24 protein-coding genes are annotated in these 26,360 nt (G+C 62.8%); 13 read left to right on the top strand and 11 right to left on the bottom strand.

The window, feature by feature from the left end:
- The first annotated feature begins 70 nt into the window (after positions 1–70).
- The 5 genes from dinG to pdxH all read left to right on the top strand — a co-directional run bounded on the left by dinG (position 71) and on the right by pdxH (position 7,506).
- Positions 71–2,215, top strand: a complete 2,145-nt coding sequence (gene dinG, locus IAE36_RS16405; RefSeq protein ID WP_028633216.1) for an ATP-dependent DNA helicase DinG — start codon at positions 71–73, stop codon at positions 2,213–2,215.
- Positions 2,216–2,295: 80 nt separating this feature from the next.
- Positions 2,296–4,533, top strand: a complete 2,238-nt coding sequence (locus IAE36_RS16400; RefSeq protein WP_060482781.1) for a beta-galactosidase — start codon at positions 2,296–2,298, stop codon at positions 4,531–4,533.
- A gap of 72 nt (positions 4,534–4,605) precedes the next feature.
- Positions 4,606–5,751, top strand: a complete 1,146-nt coding sequence (locus IAE36_RS16395) for a serine hydrolase domain-containing protein (RefSeq protein WP_201213481.1) — start codon at positions 4,606–4,608, stop codon at positions 5,749–5,751.
- A 99-nt stretch (positions 5,752–5,850) separates the two neighbouring features.
- A complete protein-coding gene (locus tag IAE36_RS16390; RefSeq protein WP_060482783.1) occupies positions 5,851–6,840 on the top strand; it encodes an OmpA family protein in 990 nt (329 codons plus the stop codon).
- Positions 6,841–6,858: 18 nt separating this feature from the next.
- Positions 6,859–7,506: a pyridoxamine 5'-phosphate oxidase gene (gene pdxH / locus IAE36_RS16385; protein ID WP_201213479.1), complete on the top strand. Its 648-nt coding sequence runs from the start codon at positions 6,859–6,861 to the stop codon at positions 7,504–7,506.
- Between the two features lie 32 nt (positions 7,507–7,538).
- On the opposite strand, the gene IAE36_RS16380 is transcribed toward pdxH, so the two are convergent.
- Positions 7,539–7,772: a hypothetical protein gene (locus tag IAE36_RS16380; RefSeq protein ID WP_028633211.1), complete on the bottom strand. Its 234-nt coding sequence runs from the start codon at positions 7,770–7,772 to the stop codon at positions 7,539–7,541.
- Between the two features lie 144 nt (positions 7,773–7,916).
- On the opposite strand from IAE36_RS16380, the gene IAE36_RS16375 reads away from it, so the two are divergent.
- Entirely contained in the window at positions 7,917–8,381 is a 465-nt protein-coding gene (locus tag IAE36_RS16375) for a glycine zipper 2TM domain-containing protein (RefSeq protein ID WP_028633210.1), read from the top strand.
- A gap of 89 nt (positions 8,382–8,470) precedes the next feature.
- Here IAE36_RS16375 and IAE36_RS16370 read toward each other — a convergent pair whose 3' ends face one another.
- The 7 genes from IAE36_RS16370 to IAE36_RS16340 form a co-directional block, all read right to left on the bottom strand.
- A complete protein-coding gene (locus IAE36_RS16370) occupies positions 8,471–10,078 on the bottom strand; it encodes an NAD(P)/FAD-dependent oxidoreductase (protein ID WP_201213477.1) in 1,608 nt (535 codons plus the stop codon).
- A gap of 104 nt (positions 10,079–10,182) precedes the next feature.
- Positions 10,183–10,857, bottom strand: a complete 675-nt coding sequence (locus IAE36_RS16365) for a COG3650 family protein (RefSeq protein WP_201213475.1) — start codon at positions 10,855–10,857, stop codon at positions 10,183–10,185.
- A 122-nt stretch (positions 10,858–10,979) separates the two neighbouring features.
- Entirely contained in the window at positions 10,980–11,681 is a 702-nt protein-coding gene (locus IAE36_RS16360) for an ABC transporter ATP-binding protein (RefSeq protein WP_028633207.1), read from the bottom strand.
- Complete coding sequence (gene livG / locus IAE36_RS16355) at positions 11,682–12,449, bottom strand: high-affinity branched-chain amino acid ABC transporter ATP-binding protein LivG (RefSeq protein WP_201213474.1); 768 nt, start codon at positions 12,447–12,449, stop codon at positions 11,682–11,684.
- Positions 12,446–13,702: a high-affinity branched-chain amino acid ABC transporter permease LivM gene (locus IAE36_RS16350; protein WP_201213473.1), complete on the bottom strand. Its 1,257-nt coding sequence runs from the start codon at positions 13,700–13,702 to the stop codon at positions 12,446–12,448. Before IAE36_RS16350 ends, livG begins: the two co-directional genes overlap by 4 nt.
- Positions 13,699–14,622 carry a high-affinity branched-chain amino acid ABC transporter permease LivH gene (livH, locus tag IAE36_RS16345; protein WP_028633204.1) on the bottom strand — a complete coding sequence of 308 codons (924 nt, stop codon included), beginning with the start codon at positions 14,620–14,622 and terminating at the stop codon, positions 13,699–13,701. The genes IAE36_RS16350 and livH overlap by 4 nt, the downstream gene beginning before the upstream one ends.
- A gap of 186 nt (positions 14,623–14,808) precedes the next feature.
- Positions 14,809–15,924, bottom strand: a complete 1,116-nt coding sequence (locus IAE36_RS16340) for a branched-chain amino acid ABC transporter substrate-binding protein (RefSeq protein ID WP_028633203.1) — start codon at positions 15,922–15,924, stop codon at positions 14,809–14,811.
- Positions 15,925–16,282: 358 nt separating this feature from the next.
- Here IAE36_RS16340 and IAE36_RS16335 point away from each other — a divergent pair, with 358 nt between their 5' ends.
- Both IAE36_RS16335 and IAE36_RS16330 read left to right on the top strand, forming a co-directional pair.
- Positions 16,283–16,588 carry a DUF2288 domain-containing protein gene (locus IAE36_RS16335; protein ID WP_201164410.1) on the top strand — a complete coding sequence of 102 codons (306 nt, stop codon included), beginning with the start codon at positions 16,283–16,285 and terminating at the stop codon, positions 16,586–16,588.
- A 194-nt stretch (positions 16,589–16,782) separates the two neighbouring features.
- Complete coding sequence (locus tag IAE36_RS16330) at positions 16,783–17,670, top strand: NAD(P)-dependent oxidoreductase (RefSeq protein ID WP_201213472.1); 888 nt, start codon at positions 16,783–16,785, stop codon at positions 17,668–17,670.
- Here IAE36_RS16330 and IAE36_RS16325 read toward each other — a convergent pair.
- Both IAE36_RS16325 and rapA read right to left on the bottom strand, forming a co-directional pair.
- Positions 17,570–19,834, bottom strand: coding sequence for a putative bifunctional diguanylate cyclase/phosphodiesterase (locus IAE36_RS16325; RefSeq protein WP_201213471.1), 2,265 nt, complete (start codon positions 19,832–19,834; stop codon positions 17,570–17,572). The two genes, IAE36_RS16330 and IAE36_RS16325, sit on opposite strands and share 101 nt — an antisense overlap.
- A gap of 202 nt (positions 19,835–20,036) precedes the next feature.
- Positions 20,037–22,883: an RNA polymerase-associated protein RapA gene (rapA, locus tag IAE36_RS16320; RefSeq protein ID WP_201213470.1), complete on the bottom strand. Its 2,847-nt coding sequence runs from the start codon at positions 22,881–22,883 to the stop codon at positions 20,037–20,039.
- Positions 22,884–23,044: 161 nt separating this feature from the next.
- Here rapA and IAE36_RS16315 point away from each other — a divergent pair, with 161 nt between their 5' ends.
- From IAE36_RS16315 to IAE36_RS16300, 5 genes are all read left to right on the top strand, one after another.
- On the top strand, positions 23,045–23,737 hold the full coding sequence (locus IAE36_RS16315) for a M949_RS01915 family surface polysaccharide biosynthesis protein (RefSeq protein ID WP_028633199.1): 693 nt from the start codon (positions 23,045–23,047) through the stop codon (positions 23,735–23,737).
- Positions 23,738–23,799: 62 nt separating this feature from the next.
- Positions 23,800–24,129 carry a hypothetical protein gene (locus tag IAE36_RS16310; protein ID WP_060482792.1) on the top strand — a complete coding sequence of 110 codons (330 nt, stop codon included), beginning with the start codon at positions 23,800–23,802 and terminating at the stop codon, positions 24,127–24,129.
- A gap of 66 nt (positions 24,130–24,195) precedes the next feature.
- Positions 24,196–24,354 (top strand): hypothetical protein, encoded by a 159-nt coding sequence (locus IAE36_RS16305; RefSeq protein ID WP_169338811.1) that lies wholly within the window; start codon positions 24,196–24,198, stop codon positions 24,352–24,354.
- Positions 24,355–24,497: 143 nt separating this feature from the next.
- The gene (gene ccoM / locus IAE36_RS23930; protein WP_028633197.1) at positions 24,498–24,614 is read left to right on the top strand and encodes a cytochrome c oxidase subunit CcoM; all 117 of its coding nucleotides are present in this window, start codon (positions 24,498–24,500) and stop codon (positions 24,612–24,614) included.
- A gap of 146 nt (positions 24,615–24,760) precedes the next feature.
- Positions 24,761–25,111 carry a DUF2025 family protein gene (locus IAE36_RS16300; RefSeq protein WP_201164405.1) on the top strand — a complete coding sequence of 117 codons (351 nt, stop codon included), beginning with the start codon at positions 24,761–24,763 and terminating at the stop codon, positions 25,109–25,111.
- Here IAE36_RS16300 and IAE36_RS16295 read toward each other — a convergent pair.
- A complete protein-coding gene (locus IAE36_RS16295; RefSeq protein WP_201213469.1) occupies positions 25,092–26,189 on the bottom strand; it encodes a diguanylate cyclase in 1,098 nt (365 codons plus the stop codon). The two genes, IAE36_RS16300 and IAE36_RS16295, sit on opposite strands and share 20 nt — an antisense overlap.
- Positions 26,190–26,360 lie beyond the last annotated feature (171 nt).

Below are 26,360 nucleotides of genomic sequence, written 5' to 3'. Positions count from 1 at the left end.
GAGCGGGGTATGATAGCCGCCCAATGCGCAACACTGAAAATATATCCAGCCCTCCGGGCGCCTGCAGACCATGATCAGCAACGAACTCAAAGCCACCATCCAGGGCGCCTATACGCGTTTTCTCGAAGCCAAGAGCCTCAAGCCACGCTACGGTCAGCGCCTGATGATCGCCGAAGTGGCCAAGGTCCTCGGCGACATCGCCTGCGACGATGAAGGCCGCCGTGCCGGCGAGCCTGCCGTCGTGGCCGTGGAAGCGGGTACAGGTACCGGCAAAACAGTTGCCTATAGCCTCGCGGCCATTCCGGCAGCCAAGGCGGCCGGCAAGCGCCTGGTCATCGCTACCGCCACCGTGGCGCTGCAGGAGCAGATCGTCTTCAAGGACCTGCCCGACCTCATGCGCAACAGCGGGCTGAACTTCAGCTTCGCCCTGGCCAAGGGGCGTGGTCGCTACCTGTGCCTGTCCAAGCTGGACATCCTGGTGCAAGAGGGCCACGCACAGACATCCCAGGCCCAGTTGCTTGAAGAAGAAGGCTTTCGTATCGACGTTGATGAGCGCAGCCTGAAGCTGTTCAACAGCATGATCGAGAAGCTGGCCGGCAACCGCTGGGATGGCGACCGCGACAGCTGGCCCGAAACCCTGGAAGACGAAGACTGGGCGCGGCTTACCACCGACCACAGCCAGTGCACCGGCCGCCACTGCCCCAACTTCCAGCAGTGCGTCTTCTACAAGGCCCGCGAGGGCATGGGCAAGGTGGATGTCATCGTCACCAACCATGACATGGTCCTGGCCGACCTGGCGCTGGGTGGCGGCGCGGTGCTACCTGCCCCGCGCGACACCCTGTACGTGTTCGACGAAGGCCACCACCTGCCCGACAAGGCCATTGGCCACTTTGCCCATTATTCGCGCCTGCGCTCCACCGCCGACTGGCTGGAACAGACGGCCAAGAACCTGACCAAGCTGCTGGCCCAGCACCCGCTGCCGGGCGACCTGGGCAAGTTGATCGAGCAGGTGCCCGAGCTTGCCCGGGAAATCCGCACCCAGCAGCAGTTCATGTTCACCCTGTGCGAACAGGTTGCCGACTTCCGCCCAGGCGAAGATAACGAAGGGCGCGAGCGCCCGCGTTATCGGTTCCCGGGTGGGGTGGTGCCGGAGCAGATCCGTGAGGTGGGGGTGGAGCTGAAAAAGGGCTTCAGCCGCCTCAACGACCTGTTCACTCGCCTGACTGACCTGCTCAAGGAAGGCATGGGGGGGGAGGTGAGCATCGGCATTGCCAGTCACCAGGCCGAAGAGTGGTACCCGCTGTTCGGCAGCCTGCAAACCCGTGCCCAGGGCAACTGGGAACTGTGGACGGCGTTCACCGCCGAAGACCCGGAGGACAGCCCGCCGATGGCGCGCTGGCTGACCCTGGCCGAAACCGGTGCGCTGTTCGATATCGAGGTCAACGCCAGCCCCATCCTGGCGGCCGAGATGCTGCGCCGCAACCTGTGGAACGTCGCCCATGGCGCACTGGTCACTTCGGCGACGCTGACTGCGCTGGGCAAGTTCGACCGCTTCCGCATGCGTTCCGGGTTGCCACGCGACGCCGTCAGTTGCGTGGTGCCCAGCCCGTTCGTGCATGGCGATGCCGGCCTGCTGCGGGTGCCGGACCTCAAGGCCGACCCCCGGGATGCCGCGGCCCACACCGCCGCCATCATCCGTGAACTGCCCAACATCGTCGAAGACGCGCGCGGCGCGCTGGTGCTGTTCTCTTCCCGCAAACAGATGCAGGATGTGTTCGATGGCCTGGACCGGGACTGGCGCAAGCTGGTGCTCATCCAGGGCAACCTGTCCAAGCAGGAAACCCTCAACAAGCACAAGGCGCGGGTCGACGACGGCCAGCACAGTGTGCTGTTCGGCCTGGCCAGCTTCGCCGAAGGGGTGGACTTGCCGGGCGCCTATTGCGAGCACGTGGTTATTGCCAAGATCCCGTTCGCTGTACCGGATGACCCGGTAGAGGCTGCCCTGGCGGAGTGGATCGAGGCCCGTGGCGGCAACCCGTTCATGGAAATCGCCGTACCCGATGCGTCGTTGCGCCTGATCCAGGCCTGCGGCCGTTTGCTGCGCACTGAACAGGACCGCGGCATCATCACCTTGCTTGACCGGCGCCTGGTTACCCAGCGCTATGGCAAGGCTATTCTCAATGCGCTGCCGCCGTTCAGGCGGGAGATTTGCTGACAGCTGGAGCACTTGCGCCGGCACGTTGTCCATTTACTCAGTCGTGGGCCATGAGGGCCCTGAAGGAGAGCCCCATCCCTATGGTCCGCCGCACCCTGCCTGCTGTTTTCGCCCTGTTGTTCAGTTCGCCTTTACTGGCGGGGCAGCAGACGCTGTTCAGTTTCGTGCGCCCGGCCTCGGTGGTGAATGTTGCGACGGTGGACGCCGGCCTGCCGCAGTACAACGCCGAGCAGACGGCGGGCGGTGAGGTGTTGCGGCGGGTGGTATTCAACCCGGCCGAGCGGCCGACCCTGCGCTTGAGCCCGCAGAGCGGCGTGTGGGACTGGTCCGCCGGGCGCTGGCTGACGTTGCGCCTGCAAAGTGGCATGGATTGGGCGCTGACTGTGGATGTGACCGTGCAGGGCAGCGATGGCCGTACGCTCACGAGCAGGGTTGACCTGCCCGCAGGGCCTGCGCAAACCGTGATGGTGCCGCTGGCCGCCAGCTCGCCATCGAGCCAGGGTATGCGCGCCGGCCCGCCCATGCCGTGGAGCTTTGGCGGCCAGCGCCTGCTGCTGGCCAGCAGTGCTGGCGCACTCGACCTCAAGCAGGTGGCGTCGGTCAGCCTGAGCATTCCCGGCCCCAAGGTGGCCCAGAGCCTGTTGATCGAGCGCGTCGGCATTCAGGATGACGACCAGGCGTATCAGGCAGCCTACCGTGACCTGATCGACAGCTATGGGCAGTCCACCCGCGCCAACTGGCCAGAAAAGGTCGCCAACGACGACCAGCTCAAGGCAGCCGATGGCCGTGAACAGCAGCAGTTGAAGGCCTGGCTGGCAGAGCGTGGCAAGCAGCCACTGGATGATTTCGGCGGGCTGATGGCGGGGCAGGCATTCGAGGCCAAAGGGTTTTTCCGCACTGAAAAACGCGATGGGCGCTGGTACCTGGTAACGCCGCAAGGCCACCCGTTCTATTCGCTGGGTGTCAACGCCGTGGCTGCGGACGGCGGGCGAACCTATGTGCAGGGCCGTGAGGGCATGTTCAAGGGCTTGCCTGAGGCCGGCAGCATGCTTGCTGCCTTCTATGGCGAAGGCAACAACGACGATGGCAATGCATCTTCAGCGGGGCGCAACTTCAAGAAAGGGCGCTGGTTCGACTTTTACGCGGCCAACCTGCAACGCACTTACGGCAAGCCGTGCCCGCCCACCGGGCCTGAGCAACCGGCCAACTGCCCACCCGCCGCACTGGATGCTGCCCGCTGGCAGGGCCATGCACTGGATCGGCTCCAGGCATGGGGCTTCAACACCCTGGGCAACTGGAGCGACCCGGCGTTGATCGAGGCCGAGCGCATGCCTTACACCCTGCCGCTGTCGATCGTTGGGGATTACGCCAGCATCAGCACCGGCATGGACTGGTGGGGCAGCATGCCGGACCCGTTCGACCCCCGTTTCGCCATGGCCACCGAGCGTGCGGTCGCCATCGCTGCGCGGGATCACCGCGACGACCCTTGGCTGGTCGGCTACTTCGCCGACAACGAGCTGGCCTGGGCAGCCCCCGGCGCCGACCCCAAAGCACGCTATGGGCTGGCCTACGGCACCTTGCGCCTGACCACCGACGTGCCGGCCAAGCGTGCGTTTCTCAAGCAGTTGCGCGACAAGTACCGCAACCAGGAGGGCCTGTCCAAGGCGTGGGGCATTGAGTTGAGCGCCTGGGAACTGATGGAAGACCCGGGTTTCGAGGGGCCATTGCCCAGCCCGGAGCACCCGGAAATCGAGCGTGACTACCAGTACTTCCAGCAGGTATTTGCCGAAACCTACTTCAAGACCATTTCCGACTCGTTGAAATGGCACGCGCCCAACCACCTGTTGCTGGGCGGCCGTTTTGCGGTGAGTACACCAGAGGCGGTGAAAGCCTGTGCCGAGTTCTGCGACGTGCTCAGCTTCAATTTCTATACGCTCCAGCCGCAGGATGGTTACGACTTCGCCCGCCTGGCCGAGCTGGACAAGCCGGTACTGGTCTCGGAATTCCAGTTCGGCTCGCGTGATCGCGGCCCGTTCTGGCCAGGCCCGCTGGAAGTGGTGCGCGAAGAGGACCGTGGCCCCGCCTACGGTCGTTTCCTCAAGGCCGCCCTCAGCCAGCCGATGATCGTGGGCGCACACTGGTTCCAGTACCTGGACCAGCCCGCCAGCGGGCGGCTGCTTGATGGTGAAAACGGTCATCTGGGGCTGGTCGCCATTACCGACGTGGCCTACCCGGGCTTTGTCGAGGCGGCGCGCAGGAGCAACCTGGAGGCCTTGGCCCAGTTGCGTGGGTACCTGGAGAAACCCAAGGCGCAGTGACCGGTTTGCAAAACGCCCAACTACTGAAACAATGCACGCCATTTTCGCAATGTGCCGTACGGAGAACAGCGGGTGCAGATTCAGGGTCACTATGAGCTGAAGTTCGAAGCGGTACGCGAGGCGTTCGCCGCCCTGTTCGACGACCCCCAGGAGCGGGGCGCCGCGCTGTGCATCCAGGTGGGTGGCGATACGGTTGTGGACCTGTGGTCGGGCACTGCCGACCGGGACGGGCAGCAGGCCTGGCACAGTGACACCATCGCCAACCTGTTTTCATGCACCAAGACCTTCACCGCTGTCACGGCCTTGCAATTGGTGGGCGAGGGCAAGCTCGACCTGGATGCGCCGGTCGCCAATTACTGGCCTGAATTTGCCCAGGCTGGCAAGCAGGCGATTACCCTGCGCCAATTGCTCAGCCACCGGGCCGGGCTGCCTGCTATCCGTGAGGTGCTGCCTGCCGAGGCGCTGTACGACTGGCAGGCCATGGTCGATGTGCTGGCCAGAGAGGAGCCCTGGTGGGTGCCGGGTACCGAGCACGGCTATGCGGCCATCACCTACGGGTGGCTGATCGGTGAGCTGATCCGCCGCGCAGACGGGCGCGCACCGGGTGATTCGATCGTGGCGCGCACGGCTCGCCCCCTGGGCCTGGATTTCCATGTTGGCCTGGATGACCAGGAGTTCGAGCGGGTGGCCCACATCGCCCGAGGCAAGGGCAACCCGGGCGACGAAGCGGCGCAGCGGCTGCTGCAGGTAACCCTGCGCGAACCACACGCGTTGTCGACCCGCGCCTTCACCAACCCCCCGGCCATCCTTACCAGTCCCAACAAGCCGGAATGGCGGCGCATGCAGCAGCCGGCCGCCAATGGCCACGGTAACGCACGAAGCCTTGCCGGGTTCTATGCGGGCTTGCTGGACGGCAGCCTGCTGGAGTCCGAGTTGCTTGACGAGCTTACCCGCCAGCACAGCCTGGGCCAGGACCGCACCCTGCTGACCCAGACGCGCTTTGGCCTGGGCTGCATGCTCGATCAGCCCCAGGTGGCCAACGCCACCTTCGGCCTGGGTGCCCGCGCCTTTGGCCACCCGGGTGCCGGCGGCTCGGTGGGGTTTGCCGACCCTGAACATGATGTAGCCTTCGGGTTCGTCGTCAACACCCTGGGGCCCTACGTGTTGATGGACCCGCGGGCGCAGAAACTGGTGCGGGTACTTGCGCAATGCCTTTGATCGGGTAATGCGAGTATTGCCCAGGCTCTTTGACTATCCTCAATGCCAATGCCTGAAGAGTGTGGGCAAAATTTCTTTCTAATTCATGGTGTATCGCTGATGTCTTCACATAAAACCTTAGCACTCGCCCTGTGCCTGGCCGCTGTTACCGGTTGCGCCAGCCAATCCCAGGGCACCGCCAAAAGTGCCAGTTCGAGCTGGTGGCCGTTCGGTTCGGACAAGGTCGCCGACCAGGAAGTGAAGCAGGCGGTCACCGAGAATGTGGCCAAGGCTGACGCCAAGTCCAGCAGCGGCAGCCGTTGGTGGTGGCCGTTTGGCAACGAAGAAAAACAGGCAGAGGGCCCGGTGGTGCCGAAGATCGACCAGAAGGCCACCCAGGCCTGGCTGGACGAGTACGAGCCCAAACTGCGCGAGGCGATCAAGGACAGCAAGCTGGAGCTGGAGCGGCGCGACAACGTGCTGGCCGTGACGCTGCCGGTGGACGGCTCCTACAACCCGGACCGCCCGAACATGCTGCTGCCTATGACCCTGGGGCCGATCACCCGCGTGGCCAAGACGGTGGAAGGTGACCCCAAGACAGCCGTGCTGGTCCTGGGCCATGCCGATACCAGCGGTGTGCCAGTAGCCAACCAGAAGCTTAGCCTGGAACGCGCTGCTTCCGTGTCTGCCATCTTCCGCCTCAGCGGGTTGCAGCGTGATCGGTTGATCCTCAAGGGCATGGGGTCGGTGATGCCGCGTGCCGCCAACGACAGTGCAGAGGGCCGCGCCCTCAACCGCCGTGTGGAAATGCTGCTTACCCCGCAAAACACCATGGTCGCACTGCTGACCAAATATCAGCAGGCAACCCCGGCACCGGCGCCGGCGTCCATGGTCGCGGCGCAGGATGCCAAGGCCCCGGTTAGCAAGGCGGCCGAGAGCAAGCCTGCGGCCAAGAGCGCAACCAAGGCCGCGGCCAAGAAGCCAGCAGCCAAGGCCAAGGCGTCTGCCAAAGCACCCGCCAAGAAAAAAGCCGCCCCGGCCAAGCCGGTGGCCAAAAAAGCTACCACCGACAAGAAAGTAGCTGCCAACAGCCCTGCGAAGACCAACTGATCGTCAAGGAACGCAGCAATGACCCAAACCCTGGCCGATATGCGCCGCGACTACACCCGTGATGGCCTGGCCGAGGCCCAGGCCCCCGCGGAGCCTTTTGCCTTGTTTCACCAATGGTTCGGCGACGCGGTAAAAACCGAACAGGCGCCTGTCGAGGCCAATGCCATGACCCTGGCCACGGTGGACGGTGAGGGGCGCCCGCATTGCCGGGTGTTGCTGTTGAAAGGGCTGGACGAGCGCGGTTTCACCTTCTTCACCAACTACGACAGTGCCAAGGGGCAGCAACTGCGGCAAAACCCGTTTGCCGCGATGACCTTCTTCTGGCCGGCGCTGGAGCGCCAGGTGCGTATTGAAGGCCGGGTGGAGAAGGTAACGGTCAAGGAGTCCGACGACTATTACCAGGTGCGCCCCCTGGGTAGTCGCCTGGGGGCCTGGGCCTCGCCTCAAAGCCAGGTCATTGCTGGCCGTGAGGCTCTGGAGGCCCTGGTCAAGGCCACCGAAGCGCGCTTTTCCGACACCCAGCCCCATTGCCCGGAACACTGGGGCGGGTACCGCCTTCTGCCGGAGCGAATCGAGTTCTGGCAAGGGCGTGCAAGCCGGTTGCACGACCGCTTGAACTACCGCAGTGTCGACGGGCAATGGCTGCGGGAGCGCCTGGCCCCCTGATGCACAGGGCTGCATGGCGGCCCCTCGTCAGCTCAGCCGGGGTAGGCGGCCGCCTCACGTTGCAGCCACCCGGCCAGCTGCTTGCGCTTCACCTTCTCCACGCGTGCCTGCTGCAACCTTTGCAGCATGTACGCCTGCTTTTGCGGGTCCGTGCCGGCCAGCGACAACGCCAGGTCGCGGTCCATCCAGCGGCGCATGCGCACGTACAGCCACCCATGGAAATACAGCCCCGCAACGGTGGCGACCACGACGATGAAGTAATCCATGGCTATCCTTGGTCTGAATTGAATGGCTGCATTCAGCGGTGCGTCTGTACGCCAGCTGAATGAAAACAATTTTATAACGTTTGCGTCGTGACAGCCGTCAACGTGCAGCGTCTAATGAACACCTGACCTCTGGAGATTGTACCCATGCGTAAATCCGCTTTGCTGTTGGCGACCTTTACCACCATGTCGTTGCTGCTGGGTGGCTGTGCCTCAAGCCTGAGCGGTGACAGCTATTCACGCGACGAAGCCCGCCGTGTTCAAACCGTGCGTATGGGCACCATCGAATCGCTGCGCCCCGTCAAGATCGAAGGCACCAAGACCCCAATCGGCGGCGGCGCCGGCGCCGTTGTCGGTGGCCTGGCCGGTAGCGCCGTGGGCGGTGGGCGCGGCAGTATCGTAGCGGCCGTTATCGGTGCTGTGGCGGGTGGCCTTGCTGGCTCTGCCGCCGAAGAAGGCATTACGCGCACCCAGGGTGTAGAAATCACCGTGCGTGAAGACGACGGCAGCATGCGTGCCTATGTACAGGCCGTGCAGGAAAACGAAATCTTCCGTGTGGGTGACCGGGTACGCATCATGACCGTTGATGGCACCAGCCGCGTATCCCACTGACGAGCGGCACGCAATAAAAACCCCGAGCTGGTATGAGCCAGTCGGGGTTTTTTTCTGCCTGCTAAAGGGCAGCCGCGCGCGAAACCTCGTTAGAGGCCAAGCATATCCCGGGCAACTGCCTCGGCGATACGAATCCCGTCGACGCCTGCCGACAGAATGCCGCCTGCATAACCTGCGCCTTCACCTGCCGGGAACAGCCCCTTCATGTTCAGGCTCTGGAAGCGTTCGTCACGGGTGATGCGCAGCGGTGACGAGGTCCGCGTCTCGATACCGGTGAGCACGGCGTCGTGCAGGTTGTAGCCCTTGATCTGCCGGTCGAACGCCGGCAACGCCTCGCGGATAGCCTCGATGGCGAACGCTGGCAGGCTGGGGGCAAGGTCGCCCAATGTGACACCCGGCTTATAGGACGGCTCTACGCTGCCCAGCGCGGTCGATGGGCGGCCTGCGACAAAGTCCCCCACCAGCTGCGCCGGGGCCTGGTAGTTGCTGCCGCCCATCACGTAGGCGTGGGCTTCCAGGCGCTCCTGCAGTTCGATACCGGCCAGGGGGCCGCCCGGGTAATCGCGCTCGGGGTCGATGCCCACGACGATACCCGAGTTGGCATTGCGCTCGTTACGCGAGTACTGGCTCATGCCGTTGGTGACCACGCGGCCCGGTTCGCTGGTGGCCGCTACCACGGTGCCCCCCGGGCACATGCAGAAGCTGTAGACAGAACGGCCATTCTTGGCGTGGTACACCAGTTTGTAGTCAGCTGCGCCCAGCTTCGGGTGGCCGGCATACTTGCCCAGCCGAGCCTTGTCGATCAGGGTTTGCGGGTGCTCGATACGAAAGCCTACTGAGAACGGCTTGGCTTCCATGAACACGCCCTTTGCGTGCAGCATGCGGAACGTATCGCGCGCACTATGGCCCAGTGCCAGAACGACATGGCGGGCGTGCAGCTGCTCACCGCTTTCCAGTACCACGCCGGTCAGCTGGTCGCCTTCGCTAAGCAGGTCGGTGACCTTCTGTTCGAAGCGTACTTCGGCACCCAGCGCGATCATTTCCTGACGCATCTGCTCGACCATGCCGGTGAGCCGGAACGTGCCGATGTGGGGCTTGTTGATGTACAGGATCTCGTCCGGTGCACCGGCTTTCACGAACTCTTCCAGCACCTTGCGGCCGTGGTGCTGCGGGTCTTTGATCTGGCTGTACAGCTTGCCGTCGGAGAAGGTACCGGCGCCGCCTTCGCCGAATTGCACGTTGGACTCCGGGTTGAGCACACTTCTACGCCACAGGCCCCAGGTGTCCTTGGTGCGCTGGCGCACTTCCTTGCCACGCTCGAGAATGATCGGCTTGAAGCCCATCTGTGCCAGCAGCAGGCCCGCGAAAATGCCGCAGGGGCCAAACCCGACCACGATTGGGCGTTGCGGCAGGTTGGCCGGCGCCTGGCCCACGTACTTGTAGGTGACGTCGGGTGCGACAGTGATGTTGCGATCGTCAGCGAACCTGGCCAGCAATTCGTCTTCGTTGCTGGCGTGCAGGTCGATGGTGTAGATGAACAGCAGCTCGCTGTTCTTCTTGCGTGCATCGTAGCTGCGCTTGAACAGGTTGAAGCTGAGCAACTGCGCGTCGGCAATGCCCAGGCGCTGGACGATGGCCTCGCGCAGCGCTTCGTCGGGGTGATCCAGGGGCAGCTTCAGTTCGGTGATTCGTAGCATGGCAGGGTCCAGTATCCCGGCCATTGGGCGGCCGGCGGCTTAACACAAACCGCCAAGTATAAGCTGTTAGCCGCCCTGACTGGCAGGTTTAAAGCCCCCGGTCATCAGTCGTCGCGCGCGCCGCCATAGTAACCGCAGCCTTGCAGGGTGGTGCCATCGATACGCAGTTCGGCCCGCAGATGGTTGACGGTGCCGGTGGCCGGGTCTACGCAGCGCTGTGGCGCAACCCACAGTTCTACCTGTTGCCCATTGGCCTCGCTGGTCAGGGTCAGGCCGCCGCCGGGTACCTGTTCTTCCAGAAAGGGCAAGGGCAGGGGAGGCTGGCCGGCGCGGTTCAGCACCATGCCACGGCCGCTGGCTTTAAGGTCCCAGTCAGGTGTGTGCCCGCTGGCGCGCAAGGTGAGTTGCTTGAAATTCGGGTCTGCACAGGCGCCGGCAGTGGCCTCCACTCGGTACAGGCGTCGTACATCCAGTTGGCCATCGGTATTGGCCTGCTTGCTGCCGGTCAGGCGCCCGCGCACGTCGGCGAACAGCGTGTCGTTGGCGCTTTTGGCAAGGTTGGCGGCTTCTTGCAGGATGCCGGTAGCAGCGGCGTCGTTGACGATGAACGAACGGCTTTCGTTGCACGGCTTGAACAGCAGGTGGCCGCCGGCGGCGCGCAGTTCACCTTGCATGCGAGTGGTGCCTACATTGGGGTCGGCAGGGGTTTCACCCATGAGTTGGCAGCCGGCGAACAGGGGCAGCAGTGCCGTGATGAGCAGGGTGGGGGTGAGGCGCATGGGGCGGGCTCCGCAGAATCGTGGCCAAAGAGCCGGTCACGTTACTCAGGCTGGTGGTGGATCTCAAGTTAATGGTTGGGTGTCAGGGGATTGGGGGCCGCAGCGCAGCCCCCAACGTTCACTCAACCGCCCAGGTAGGCGTCGCGCACTTTCGGGTCGGTCAACAGGCCTTCGCCGGTGCCTTGCATCACCACCCGGCCGTTTTCCAGCACGTAGGCGCGGTCAGCGATCTTCAGCGCCTGGTTGGCGTTCTGCTCTACCAGGAACACGGTGACGCCATCGCGGCGCAACTGTTCGATGATGTCGAAAATCTGCTGGATGATGATCGGTGCCAGGCCCAGCGAGGGTTCGTCCAGCAACAACAGCTTGGGCTTGCTCATCAAGGCCCTGCCGATGGCCAGCATCTGCTGCTCGCCACCGGACATGGTGCCACCGCGCTGGGTATAGCGTTCTTTCAGGCGCGGGAACAGCTGCAGCACCTTGTCCAGCTGCGCCTGGTAATCGCCCTTGTCGGTGAAAAAGCCGCCCATCGCCAGGTTTTCTTCGACAGTCAGGCGCGCGAACACGCGGCGGCCTTCCGGCACCACCGCAATGCTCTTGCGCATGATCTGCGAAGAGGGCTGACCGACCAGTTCCTCTCCCAGGTACTTGATGCTGCCGCTGTGCGCCTGGGGCGAGCCGCAGAGGGTCATCAGCAGGGTCGACTTGCCAGCCCCGTTGGCGCCGATCAAGGTCACGATTTCGCCCTGGTTGATCTCTACGTTCACGCTGTGCAGGGCCTGGATCTTGCCGTAGAAGGTGGAGACGTTTTCAAACTTCAGCATTTACGCTTCCCCCAGGTAGGCTTTGATCACTTCAGGGTTGTCGCGGATTTCCTGGGGGGTGCCGTGGGCCAGGGGGGTGCCCTGGTTGATCACCACGATATGGTCGGAAATGCTCATCACCAGCTTCATGTCGTGCTCGATCAACAGCACGGTCACGTTGTGCGACTCGCGCAGGTAGGCGATCAGCGCTTTGAGGTCTTCGGTTTCCTTAGGGTTGAGCCCTGCGGCCGGTTCGTCGAGCATGATGATGCGCGGGCGGGTCATCATGCAGCGGGCGATTTCCAGGCGGCGTTGCTGGCCATAGGCGAGGGTGCCGGCGGTACGGTTGGCGAACTCGGTCAGGTTGACCTTCTCCAGCCAGTACTGCGCGCGCTCCATCGCTTCCTTTTCGCTGCGGCGGAAGCCCGGCGTTTTGAACAACCCCGCAAAAAAGTTGGTGTTCAAGTGCCGGTGCTGGGCGATCAGCAGGTTTTCGAGCGCGGTCATTTCCTTGAACAGGCGCACGTTCTGGAACGTGCGCACCACGCCCCTGCGGGCGATCTGGTGACCGGCAAGGCCCTGGATCGGCTCGCCGTCGAGCAGGATGCTACCGCCACTGGGCCGGTAGAAACCGGTGAGGCAGTTGAATACCGTGGTCTTGCCGGCACCGTTCGGGCCGATCAGCGCCACCACTTGTTTTTCCTTGACGGTCAGGGCTACGCCGTTCACCGCCAACAAGCCGCCGAAGCGCATGCTCAGGCCGCTGACTTGCAGAATTTCGCGGCTCATCGACGCAGCTCCATGTGGGGGCGTTGCATCGGCAACAAGCCTTGCGGACGCCAGATCATCATCAACACCATCAGGGCACCGAACATCAGCATGCGGTACTCACTGAACTCACGCATCAGCTCGGGCAGCAGGATCATCACGATGGCCGCCAGGATCACACCCAGTTGCGAGCCCATGCCGCCCAGCACCACGATGGCGAGGATGATCGCCGACTCGATGAAGGTGAAGGATTCCGGGGTGACCAGGCCTTGGCGGGCGGCGAAGAAGCTGCCGGCAAAGCCCGCGAAGCAGGCGCCCAGGGTGAAGGCCGAGAGTTTGATCACGGTTGGGTTGAGCCCCAGTGCGCGGCAGGCAATCTCGTCTTCGCGCAGCGCTTCCCACGCACGGCCGATGGGCATGCGCAGCAGGCGGTTGATGACGAACAGTGCCAGCAAGGCAAGCAACAGCGCCACCAGGTACAGGAAAATCACCTTGTTGATGGAGTTGTATTGCAACCCGAAGAATTCGTGGAAGGTCTGCATGCCTTCAGCCGCGCGGCGTTCGAAGGTCAAACCGAAGAACTCGGGTTTGGGGATGTTGCTGATGCCGTTGGGGCCGCCTGTCCAGTCGGTGAGGTTACGCAGGAACAGGCGGATGATCTCGCCAAAGCCCAGGGTCACGATCGCCAGGTAGTCACCGCGCAGGCGCAGCACCGGGAATCCGAGCAGGAAACCGAACGTGGCGGCCATCAGGCCGGCGATCGGCAGGCATACCCAGAAGCCCCAGCCCATGTAGTGCGACAGCATGGCATAGGTGTAGGCGCCTACGGCATAGAAGCCGACATAGCCCAGGTCGAGCAGCCCGGCAAGGCCCACCACGATGTTCAGGCCCAGGCCCAGCAACACGTAGATGAGGATGAGCGTGGCGATATCCACCGCACCGCGGGAGCCAAAGAAGGGCCACACCAGCGCAGCCACGATCAGGCCCATGATCACCCAGCGTTGGGTCTTGGGCAGCGTCAGGTAGTTGCTCATGGCCGGCGGGATCAGCTTGCGATCCGAGCGGCGGCCCATCACCGAGCTCCACTGCTTGTCGAACAGCACCCGTAGGAACATCAGCACCGAACACACGGCAATGATGCTGAGGGTGAACGAGCCCTGGCTGTGCACGGCCAGGCTGATGCCGTCGATGCTCAGTTTCAGGCCCAGTACCGGGAAGGCCACGGCCCACACCAGCAAGGCGCTGAAGAACGCCTGTTTGAGATTTCTGCTCATACTTTTTCAACCTCCGGGCGGCCCAGAATGCCGGTCGGCCGGAACAACAGGACAAGAACCAACAGGCCGAACGCAACCACGTCCTTGTACTGGTCGCCGAAGATGTCGGCGCCGAACGCTTCGGCCACACCCAGCACCAGCCCACCGAGCATGGCGCCCGGAATGCTGCCGATGCCGCCCAGTACCGCTGCCGTGAAGGCCTTCAGGCCCACCAGGAAACCGGCGTTGGGGTTGATCACCCCATACTGCATGCTCAGCAGTACAGCCGCCACGGCGGCCAGGGCGGCGCCAATGACGAAGGTGAGGGCGATGATGTTGTTGGTGTTGATGCCCAGCAAGTTGGCCATCTTGATGTCCTCGGCACAGGCGCGGCAGGCACGGCCCAGGCGGGAACGGGAGATGAACAGGGTCAGGCAGGTCATGGCCACGAGGGTAACCACGAACACCAGGATCTGCATGTACGACACCAGGACTTCTTCCGCGCCCCCTGGCCCGAACGAGAAGCTGCCGGGGATCAGGTTGGGGATGGACTTGTCCTTGGAGTCTTGCGAAAGCAACACGGTGTTCTGCAGGAAAATCGACATACCGATGGCAGAAATCAGCGGGATCAGCCGGTTGCTGTTGCGCAATGGGCGGTAGGCAACCCGTTCGATGCTGTAGCCATAGGCACTGGTGACGCAGATCGTCGCGACGAAGGCCACGGTCATCAGGATCGGCAGCGAATGGATACCCATCATGGCCAGGCCCGCCAGGGCCATGAAGGCCACGTAGGAACCAATCATGTAAACCTCACCGTGGGCGAAGTTGATCATGCCAATGATGCCGTACACCATCGTGTAGCCGATGGCGATCAAGGCGTAGGTGCTGCCGATGGTCAATCCATTAACCAGTTGTTGGAAGAAATGGTAGATCTCAGGCATTACAGCGCTCCTAAAAACCTGATTTGCATTTCGCTGGCCGGGGTATGGCCAGGAAACCGCGGGTGACGGTTTTAAGATTTTCAGGTGAGCCCGCCCCCGGATCGCGGGGGCGGGCCCATGAACCTCGTAAAACAAAGCCCACTGCTCGCACAGTGGGCTTCTACGGTCAGCTATTAGTCACGCGTGTTACTGAGGGGAGACTTCGGTCTTCGGCTTGCCGAAGTGCCATTCGTAGACCACGAACTTGAAGTCTTTGAGGTCGCCTTTGGCGTCGTAGGACAGCTCGCCAGTCGGGGTCTTGAAGGTGCCGGCGTGGATGGCGGCTGCCACCTTGTCGGTATCTTCGGAACCGGCTTTCTTGATGCCCTGGGCGATCAGCTCAACTGCGGAGTAGGACGGGAACACGAACGGGCCGCTTGGGTCCTTGCCGTCAGCCTTGATGGCGTCGACGATCTTCTTGTTCTCCGGGTCGGCATCGAACGACTTCGGCAGGGTGACCAGCAGGCCTTCGGAGGCATTCTGGGCGATCTGCGAGATGGAGTCGTTGCCCACGCCTTCCGGGCCCATGAACTTGGCTTTCAGGCCTTTTTCCTGCGCCTGGCGCAGAATCAGGCCCAGCTCTGGGTGGTAGCCGCCGTAGTAGACAAAGTCGACGTTGTTCTGCTTGAGCTTCTGGATGATGGACGAGAAGTCCTTGTCACCGGCGTTCAGGCCCTCGAATACGGCAACTTTGACGCCTTTGCCTTCCAGGGTTTGCTTGACCGCAGTGGCGATGCCTTCACCGTATTGCTGTTTGTCGTGCAGCACGGCCACGACCTTGGGCTTGACATGGTCAGCGATGTAGTTGCCTGCCGCTGGGCCCTGAGCGCTGTCCAGGCCGATGGTGCGGAAAATCATCTTGTAACCGCGAGCGGTAATTTCCGGCGACGTTGCGGCCGGGGTGATCATGATGATGCCTTCGTCTTCATAAACGTCGGAGGCTGGCTGGGTGGAGCTGGAGCACAGGTGGCCGATGACGAACTTGACACCATCGTTAACCACACGGTTGGCGACCGCCACGGCCTGTTTAGGGTCGCACGCATCGTCGTATTCCTTGGCTTCTAGCATCTTGCCGTCGACACCGCCTGCAGCGTTGATGTCCTTGATGGCCTGCTTCGCGCCGATGAACTGCATGTCGCCGTACTGGGTCACAGGGCCGGTCTTGGGCCCGGCAATCCCGATCTTGATGGTATCGGCGGCAAACGAATGGCTGGCTACCCCGGCCAGAACCATTGCGGCGAACAGCTTGGAAATCTTGATCATAGTGCTCCACTCATTCTGTTGTAATTCTTATAGTCCTGGCGGCCAGGGCTACAGACCGGGCGGGATTTGCGGCGCGGTCATGCCAACGCGCAAGCCCACCTTCCCCCGGAACATGTCCCGGAACTGTACCGGTACAGTGTAGAGCGCTGCCCGAGCGCTTGAAAAGCGGTCGAAAAGTGCCTATTCCGCGGGTTGTCGCTTGGTTGACACAAAAGTACAGAAAGGCGCCATTACAAAGCCTGATTCTGCAGCCAGGCCCCACCAATGCGGGGCCAATCGACCAAATTGCATATTTGAAACCGGGTTTTTCTGCAAAAATGCCGGCCTTTGTTATTGGCTATTTTTGCGGATACCACCCATGACGGATGAAACAAGCACCCTCTATGCCAAATTGCTGGGTGAGACGGCAATCATTGAGTGGAAAGCGCTGGAGCGCTTCTGGGCCAAGGGTGACCTGATTTGGGTCGACCCTGCTCTCGACCTGATCACTGTGGCCGAAGCGATGGCTGAAAACCGCAGCGATCTGTTCGCCAAATGGCGCAGTGATGGCACTGTAGGGCCAGTCTCTGCCGACCAGGCGCTTGACCTGCAAACCCGCGACCCAGAGATCTGGGCGGTGGTGGTGTCGCCGTTCATCGTGATACAGGTCAAAGGCGCAGCGTAGGTGTGATCGTTTTTGGTGCACGAAAATTCGCAGTCGCACCGTTGCAGTGCTCGTTTATGCTCAAGGTGGGTAGAGGTAAGTAACAATTCGGCGTGGCGGTAACAGTTTACGGCATGCGTAAAGCGGCGGTGGCTGGCCCGTCATTGTGCATTCGAGATAGGCTGCCGAAATGTAAGCCACTGCCAGGAGTCATGATGAGCACTGATCTTCCCTCGTTGGCCTTTGCCGGTATCGGTTTGATGGGGCTGCCCATGTGCCGGCGCCTGCTGGCTGCCGGGTACCCGTTGACGGTGTGGAACCGCAGTCCCGACAAGTGCGACGCGCTGGTCGCCGCCGGGGCACGGCGTGCCGCCAGCCCTGCCGAACTGAGCCGTGATGCCGACATGGTACTGCTGTGCCTGGCGGACACCGCGGTGGTACGCGAGGTGGTGTTTGGCGAGGCCGGTATTGCGCTAGGCGGGCGCAGTGGCCAACTGCTGATCGACCTTTCCAGCCTTGAACCCGGTGCCACGCGTGAGATGGCTGCCGAGCTGGCAGCGCTGTGCGGCATGGCTTGGCTGGATGCTCCCGTATCCGGCGGCACCCCTGGCGCCGAAGCCGGTTCGTTGGCGATCATGGTAGGCGGTGACGCGCACGACCTGCACCGCGCCCAGCCGGTGCTGCAGGTACTGGGGCAGCGGGTCACGCATATGGGCGCAGTGGGGGCTGGGCAGGTCACCAAGGCCTGCAACCAGATGATCGTGGCCTGCAACGCCCTGGTGATTGCCGAGGTGATTGCTCTGGCTGAACGTTCAGGTGTTGATACCCGGTTATTGGCTGAAGCACTGGCGGGCGGTTTCGCCGACTCCAAGCCGCTGCAGATCCTCGCACCGCAGATGGCAGCGAGCACCTACCAACCGGTCAAATGGCACGTTCGCACATTGCTCAAGGACCTGGACAACGCGGTGAAGCTGTCCCGCGAGCAGGGCGCTGCAACCCCGATCAGTGGCCTCGCCGCGCAGTTGATGCGCCTGCACGCAAGCCAGGGTTTTCTGGACCAGGATCCGTCGACCTTGGTAGAGCAGTACCGGAGCAAGCCGTAAGGGTCACCGCCGGTGGGCGCAGGCGTAGCAACAGCGGGCGCAGCTCGGCCAGTGCAGCCGGCCGGCCGAGCAGGTAACCCTGTAGGCAGTCACAGCCGTGATCCTGTAGAAACGCCTGCTGTTCGGCCTTTTCCACACCCTCGCTTACCACCTGCAGGTGCAGGGTGTGGGCCATCGCGATAATCGCCTGGACGATCTGGCAATCTTTGAGGCTGTGCGGTACGTCTTGCAGGAACGTACGGTCGATCTTCAGCACATCCAGTGGCAGGCGCTTGAGGTAAGCCAATGACGAGTAGCCGGTGCCGAAGTCGTCAATGGAAAGCGTCACGCCCAGTGCGCGTATACACTTGAGCACGTTGACGGTGCGCTGCATGTCGCCCATCAGGGCGTTTTCGGTCACTTCCAGCTCGAGCAGTGTGGCAGCAAGGCCCGTTTCGGCCAGCACCCGCTCCACCTCATTGGGCAGGGCATCGTGGCTGAGGGTCACGGCCGAGCAGTTGACCGTGACCCTTAAGCCACCAACCCCCTGGCGCTGCAGCAGGGCAAGGTCGGTGCAGGCACGGCGCAGTACCCACAGGTCCAGGTCGATGATCAGGCCGTTGGTTTCGGCAATGCCGATGAAACGGTCAGGCCCCAGCCACCCGTGTTGCGGGTGTTGCCAGCGAACCAGGGCTTCAAGTTTGGCCACCAGGCCAGTACGGGCATCAAAAATGGGTTGGTAGTGCACAGTCAGCCCGTGCTCTTCGAGCAACGCCAGGCGCAGTTCCTCTTCCAGCTGCAGCGCGAGGGTGGCCTGGGTCTTGAGGCTGTCGTCGAAAAAATGCCAGCCGTTGCGGCCATTGGCCTTGCACTGGTAAAGGGCCAGGTCGGCATTTTTCATCAGTTCTTCGGCGCTGGTGCCATCGTCTGGAAACAGGCTGATGCCAATGCTGGTGGTCATCACCATGCGCCGGCCACCGAGGTCAATGGGGTCCTTCATGCGCTGCAGGATACGCTGTGCCAGGTGTTGTGCCTCCTCGCGCCCGCTCAGGCTGGTGACCACGCAGAACTCGTCGCCCCCCAGGCGCGCGACCAGGTCCTGGCTACGGGTGGCGGCCTTGATGTGGCTGGCGATCACGGTCAGCAACCGGTCGCCGGCCGGGTGACCTAAGCTGTCATTGATACGTTTGAAATGGTCGACATCCAGGCACATGACCGCCATGCGGCCTTCGCAAGCCTGATGCTCGGCAAGGCGCTCGGCAAAGACCTGGTTGAAGCCTCGTCGGTTGACCAGGCTGGTCAGTGCGTCGTAGTGCGCAGCCTGTTGCAGGGAGGCACGGGCCTGGTCCAGTTGGCCAAGTAGCACACTGACCCGGCGCAGGTCATGCTCCTTGCTCTGCAGCTTTTTGTCAGCCAGCGCCGCACTGATGCTGGCGCCGCTGATCAGCAGGGTAATGAAGCCCACGCCCAGCCCCAGTTGCAGGCTGTTGTCAGCAGACGGCAGGCGGATTGCCATGTCCGTTGGGATCACCAGTGTCATGGCCGACATGGCGGTGAAATGGGTGGCAACGATGCCCCCCGCCATCACCAGGCTGGCAGCGTATTTCATCGACTGGTGCAGCCTGCCGCTGCCTTTGCGGAAGTAGCGGGCCAGCCACAAGGCCGACAGGCTTGTGAACAACGCGATCACGGCGCATACCAGCAGCAGGTCGGTGCGGTAATACTGAACTGCGCCGGTTTGCATGGCCGCCATGCCTACAAAATGCATGATCACGATGCCCAGGCCGATCAGCGCTGCGCTTTGCAGGTAGTGCCGGGTGTGCATTTGGTGCCGGCCAAAGCTGTACATCGCCCAGCAGGCAACTATCAGCGCAATCAGCAACGAAAGCGCGGTGAGGGTCACGTCGTAATGAACTTCCAGCGGCACCTGGAAGGCGAGCATGCTGATGAAGTGCATGGCCCAGATACCGCCTGCCAGGCAACAGGCGCCCAGTAACGCCCAACGTCGATAGGCTGCGGTGTTTTCGCTGCTGCACTGGCGTTCGGCCATGTGTAGGGTGGCAAAGCAGCCGGCCCAGGCCACCAGGTATGCCAGTAGCACCAGAACGGGTTCGTGTCGGCAGTCCATCACCACATGGCCAGTGGCTGGAAGGTCAGCGAACAGTCGTAGCTCAATCCACTCCATGGAACGCCCCGTTATCGTGTATCCGCACGCACGATCGGTGCAGACCATCCGGGGGAGTATAGGGAATGGGGCTCAGGCCATCATCGGGTAATGGCACATTGACTTCAACGATTTGGATATCGGAGGTATAGCAGGCGGGAATATGCGGGGTGGGGAAGGTTCAGGAGCGGCCAGCCAAGGGCCGCTCCTGTTTCAACTTAGGCTAGCCGGCTACCAGTACGCGAATTGCTTCAAGACGCAAGGCCGCCTTTTCCAGCATGGCCAGGCCTTGTTCACGTTGCTTGCGAAGGGCTTCGACTTCGCTTTCACGCACGCTCGGGTTGACCGCCTGCAGTGCTACCAGGCGCGCCAGTTCCTCGTCTGCCTCAGCCGCCAGACGGCGTTGGGCCTCGGCCACGCGCTCAACGTGGGTAGGCACCACTTTCTCTTCACCGCTGCTGATGCGTTTGGCCAGTACGTCACGTTGCGCTTGCACGAACTTGTTGGCGCTGGCGCGCGGCACGCTCTCGAGCTGATCGTTCAGGGTTTCGAAGGCCACGCGGGTGGCCAGGTCGTTGCCATTGGCGTCCAGCAGGCAGCGCAGGGCGGCGGGTGGCAGGTAGCGGCCCAACTGCAGGCTGCGCGGGGCCACCACTTCGCTGACGAACAGCAGTTCGAGCAGCACCGTGCCGGGCTTGAGGGCCTTGTTCTTGATCAGCGCCACGGCGGTGTTGCCCATCGAGCCGGACAGCACCAGGTCCATGCCGCCCTGTACCATCGGGTGCTCCCAGGTAAGGAACTGCATGTCTTCGCGCGACAGGGCCTGGGCGCGGTCGTAGGTGATGGTGACACCCTCGTCGTCCCCCAGCGGGAAGCTGGCGTCGAGCATTTTTTCGCTCGGCTTGAGGATCAGTGCGTTCTCGGAGTGGTCTTCGCTGTCGATGCCGAACGCATCGAACAAGGTTTCCATGTAGATAGGCAGGGCGAACTGGTCGTCCTGTTCCAGAATTGCTTCGACCAGTGCTTCGCCTTCGCCGGCACCCCCGGAGTTGAGTTCCAGCAGGCGGTCACGCCCGGTGTGCAGTTCGGCTTCCAGGCGCTGGCGCTCTGCGCTCGCTTCTGCCACCAGGGCATCCCAGGGCTTGTTGTCCTGGCCTTGCAGCAACGGCAACAGCCGCGGGCCAAACTGGTGTTGCAGGGCGTTGCCAGTGGGGCAGGTGTTGAGGAAGGCATTGAGGCCTTCGTGGTACCACTGGAACAGGCGCTCCTGCGGCGTGCCCAGCAGGTAGGGAATATGCAGCTCAATGGTGTGTTTCTGGCCGATCCGGTCCAGGCGCCCGATGCGCTGCTCCAGCAAGTCGGGGTGCGCTGGCAGGTCGAACATCACCAGGTGATGGGCAAACTGGAAGTTGCGCCCCTCGCTGCCGATTTCCGAACATACCAGCACCTGTGCGCCGAACTCTTCGTCGGCGAAGTACGCAGCGGCGCGGTCACGCTCAAGGATACTCATGCCTTCGTGGAACACCGATGCCGGTATGCCAGAGCGCACGCGCAGGGCGTCTTCCAGGTCCATCGCGGTTTCGGCGTGGGCGCAGATCACCAGCACCTTGGTGCGCTTGAGCATTTTCAGGGTGTCGATCAGCCAGTCGACCCGCGGGTCGAAGCGCCACCAGCGCTCATCGTCTGCCACCTCTCCCTGGGCCTGGAAGGCCACTTCGGGGTACAGCTCGGCATGCTCGCCGACCGGCAGGTTGCCGTACTGTTCCGGGGCGGGCAGCGGGTAGGCATGCAACTGCCGCTCCGGGAAGCCCTGGATTGCCGCACGGGTGTTGCGGAACAGGACACGACCGGTGCCGTGGCGGTCCAGCAGTTCGCGGATCAGGCGGGCGCTGGCCTGGGTGTCGCCATCGCTGACGGCAGCCAGCAACGCTTCGCCTTCGGCCCCGAGAAAGCCCTGGATGGTGGCATGGGCCTTGGGCGACAGGCGGCCTTCGTCGAGCAATTCCTGCACGGCCTCGGCCACGGGCCGATAGTGCTCGCTTTCGGCGCGGAAGGCGGCCAGGTCATGGAAGCGGTTAGGGTCCAGCAGGCGCAGGCGGGCAAAGTGGCTGTCCTGGCCCAGCTGCTCCGGCGTGGCAGTGAGCAGCAACACACCCGGGATCACCTGGGACAGTTGTTCGACCAGGGCATATTCGGCACTGGCCTGTTCTTCGTGCCAGACCAGGTGGTGAGCCTCGTCGACTACCATCAGGTCCCAGCCGGCAGCGAACATCGCATCCTGGGCCTTTTCATCCTCCACCAGCCATTCCAAGGCAACCAGTGCCAGCTGCGCGTCCTCGAAGGGGTTGCTGGCATCGCTTTCAATGAAGCGCTCGGCATCGAACAGGGCGACCTGCAGGTTGAAGCGGCGGCGCATTTCCACCAGCCACTGGTGCTGGAGGTTTTCCGGCACCAAGATGAGCACCCGGCTGGCACGGCCAGACAGCAACTGGCGATGAATCACCAGGCCGGCCTCGATGGTTTTACCCAAGCCCACTTCGTCGGCCAGCAGTACCCGAGGGGCGCTGCGGTCGGCGACCTCGCGGGCAATGTGCAATTGGTGCGCAATAGGCTGCGCGCGGCAACCGCCCAGGCCCCACAACGCTGACTGCATCTGCTTGCTGGTGTGGTGCAGCGTGTTGTAGCGCAGGCTGAACCAGGGCAGCGGGTCGATCTGCCCGGCGAACAGGCGGTCGCTGGCCAGGCGGAACTGGATGAAGTTGGACAGCTGGGTTTCTGGCAGTGTCCGCGGCTGGTTCTGGCCGTCCAGGCCGTGGTAGACCATCAGGCCGTCGATGTCCTCCACTTCCCGTACGGTCAGCTTCCAGCCTTCGAAATGGGTGATCTGGTCGCCCGGGGAAAAGCGCACGCGGGTCAGCGGCGCGTTGCGCAGGGAGTACTGACGGGTATCGCCAGTGGCCGGGTAGAGCACGGTCAAGAGGCGGCCATCCTGCGCCAGGATGGTACCCAGGCCGAGCTCTGCTTCGCTGTCGCTGATCCAGCGTTGCCCCGGTTGATACTGCTGCGCCATACTGCCTGAACTCCCGCGATGAAAAAGCCGATTATGTTAACGGATCGGCCGGCCAGACCAAAGTGCCGAGTGCACCTTCTGGCGCCGAACGGTGATGGCAAATGCGTCATTCTAGCCGTTTCATCGCCTCATGCCGTGCTGCTCGAGGGTCGTTCATCAACATGTCTGCCAAGCATCACTGGACAAGCACTGGCCTGGTGGCTGGCTGCCTGTTGTTGGCCGCGTGCCAGCAGAAGAACTTCGAGACACTGCCTGCCATCCCCGTCGAGCAGTTGGAGGTGTTGGGGGTGCAGGCGCCGATCAAGAGCGTGCACTTTCGCGACCGTGATGGCGAAGGCTTGCTGGTGCTGAGCCGCAGCGATGGCCAGGCCAGCGACCCGGACAGCGAACAGGAAGTTGACAAGGTGGTGCTGAAAGCCACCCTGTACGGGCGCAGTGCAGAGCGTGAGGCATTCAAGCCCCGCTGGCAGATCGAACAGGAAACCACCTGCCCAGGCCTCGACCTGGATGTGGACTTCTACGCCGACGTCAGCGATGTCGGCGACCTCAATGGCGATGGCGTTGCCGAAGTGACCGTCGCCAGCCATGCATACTGCGGCGGGGGGATCGACCCCCATGACATCGCCATCGAGATGCGCGAGGGGCAGGCCGTGTACACCATCACTGGGCAGTCGCTGATTACCCCGGCCGGCGAGGAGCCGATAGGCGGCGAACGCGTGGACAGCGCTTCGCTCAAAGCCGCATCGGCGCAGGTTCGAGCCCATATGGATGCGGTGTGGCAGCAGGTGTACAAGCGGCCCTGGAGCGAAGTCAGCCCGCCAGCCGACGACGACCCGGATGACGAAGCCGAATAATTGTTGTCCATGACATCAAGGTCAATTCGCGCCTGCCGATACAGGAGCATAGGAGAACGTCCATGCTGCCACCGATCATCCCGCTCAGTGCCGTACCGGTGACCTCGCAACAGGACCCGGTAAAACCTACCCCGGATATCAAGCCGGTGGTGCCGGCGCAGCCGGCTTCCGGCGAAAGCGCCATCGATCTCAAGCAGCAGCGCGACCCCCAGGAGCAGGAGCTACTGCTGCGTGAAGAGCAGCGCCGGCAGCAACAGCGCCAGCGTCAGGGCGATCAGCAGCGTTTCAGTGCGCTGCCGGGTGACGAGGTCAATGCCGACAACACGGTGCCTGTAGCACCGTTGATGGGGGAGCCCGTGCGTCAGGGCCTGCTGGTTGATATCGAAGTCTGAGGCAGGGCTGGTCAGCGCCTGCCCCTGGCGTCATCATGCAATCCCCGTAGATCGTCGAGCCCGAGCATGAGCCAAGACAACCTCATCGATTTCGATGCCGAGCGCGCCAAGCGCGTGCATGACCTCAAGGAAAAGCGCCTGAACGAGATGCGCAACGCGTTCGAGCAGGCCTTGCCGTTGAATGCCTCCAAGAAGAAGCCCAAGCGCAAGCCCAAGAAGCGCTGAAACTTGACGCAGGTCAAGCCTGCGCCTGCCTCCTGTGCCCGCCCCCGGGCACCCTCCATACCCATTGACACCGGTCAATTTTCCCCGCCCGCAGATTGGTTAACTTAGCCCCATCGGACAACGGCACACGAATGGAGGCCAGCATGTTCTTCGACAACGTGGTTATCGCAGGCGTGGTAACGGTTGGGTTGATGGTGGCTTTCTTTGCCGGTCTGGGCATTTTCATCTGGAAGGACTCGAACAAGCGCAAAGGGCGCTGACCTTTCAGGTACACGAGCACGCAAGGCATTTAGGGCGACTTCGGTCGCCCATTTTTTTTGCCTGGACGCTTTGTATTCAAGAGTGCGAGTGCGCGCTCAGCGTCGCTTGGCGTACGTGTCTTTCAACTTCATCGGGAGGTTAGGTGATGGCCATCACATCGCAGGACATCTGCAGCGCTGCCGAACAGCTCAAAGGTTTTGTCGGGTTTCATGGCAAGCGCGGCTGCCACATTGTGCGCTTTTCCGAGGATTCGTTCGGCATGGATGTCGCCGACGCCAGTATCACGCCGTGCAACGAGTTCGTCTGGCGCCACGAGCAGGGGCAGCGCATGGCGCTTTGCCGTGAACGGCTTGCCTTGCTGTTGGCGCAGCATGTGGATGACCGCCTGAATATCAGTGAGCCGCTACGGGCCTACCTGCGCCGCAGTGACTTGCCCGAGATCGTGGCTGAGCGCAAGTTGCAGGCGGCTGCCCAGGTCAGCGGGCAAGGGACATGAGGTCTGGCATTTCGTGCAGCCCTTGCGTGCCAGCATGCAACCGGTGCGCGACCATGACTTGATCGCGGCCGGCGCCTTTGGCCGTATACAGCGCCCGGTCTGCCTGTTCCAGCCAGGTGTCGGAGGTATCGAGGTGGGCGCCGAACGGGCACAGGCCAATGCTGAGGCTGATGCGCAAGGTGGGCAGCTGCGGGTTGCGGTAGCTGCCAACCCGCTCGCGCAAGCGTTCCATCGCCTGGCAGGCCTGCGCCTCGCTGGTGTCTGGCAGGATCACGCAGAACTCATCGCCCCCGTAACGCCCGGCCTGGTCGCCCTCGCGCAGGGTGCGACGCAGCTCGGCGCTCAATTGACGCAGCACGCAGTCGCCGATGACGTGGCCAAAGGTATCGTTGATTGCCTTGAAGTGGTCGATGTCGATCAGTGCAATGACTGCGTCGCTGCGGTGTTTCCTGCATTTCTGAAAATTCAGCATCAGCAGGTCCTTCCAGGCGCCATGGTTGAGCAGCCCGGTCAGGCTGTCGGTAAGGCTCAGCGCGCCAAGCCTTCGCTTGTGCTCGGCAAGCTTGATTGCCAACTGATAGCAGACCCAGCCCAGCGCCATTGGATAGAGGGTGAGCATGGGCAGGCTGGCGTAGACTTGCAGCGTGGTGGCCTCAAGCTGCAGCCCGGGGCCGAGCAATAGCACAGCAACGGCCATGCCGCCCAATTGCGCCAGTGCGCCGCGCAGCACCAGGCGTTTCCCGCCGGCCGACACGTTGTTCATGGTCATCATCGACAGCACGGTAACTGTCGGCAGTGGGTTGAAATGCATGGCTGCGGCCCAGAACCCGCCCATCAGCGAGTCGAGCACAAGGTTGCGCTGTTCTGCCTGGTAGGGCGCCTCGGAGCGTGCAGCCCACTGGTAGGCAAGGTGGGGCCATACCAGGCCATTGAACAGCATGAAAGCCCACACCCATGGAGGGGGCGAGAGCGGCGCCGTGCCTGCCATCACGCACAATAAACCGATGCCCATGCCAAAAACACGCGGCAGGTAGATGCGCTTGGCGAATGAAAGGCCCTTGCCGGAGCGTGTGTTCATGGCTGTGGAATCTCTGTCAGGTAACCGTTTATCGCATAAATCGCATGAATATTGTGAAACAGTGTCTTGCCTCCGAACACTGGCCTTACAGGCCAATTCAAGGTTGATGCGATCACTGGCCGGGCGGGGTAGGGCTAGGCTGTCGGCAACGGCTGCAAATTGCGGGGGGGC

It is taken from the genome of Pseudomonas sp. S36 (assembly GCF_016647875.1).
Taxonomy (GTDB): Bacteria; Pseudomonadota; Gammaproteobacteria; order Pseudomonadales; family Pseudomonadaceae; genus Aquipseudomonas; species Aquipseudomonas parafulva.
The sequence above is the reverse complement of the archived record's forward strand: the minus strand, read 5'-3'. Positions and strand labels throughout refer to the sequence as shown.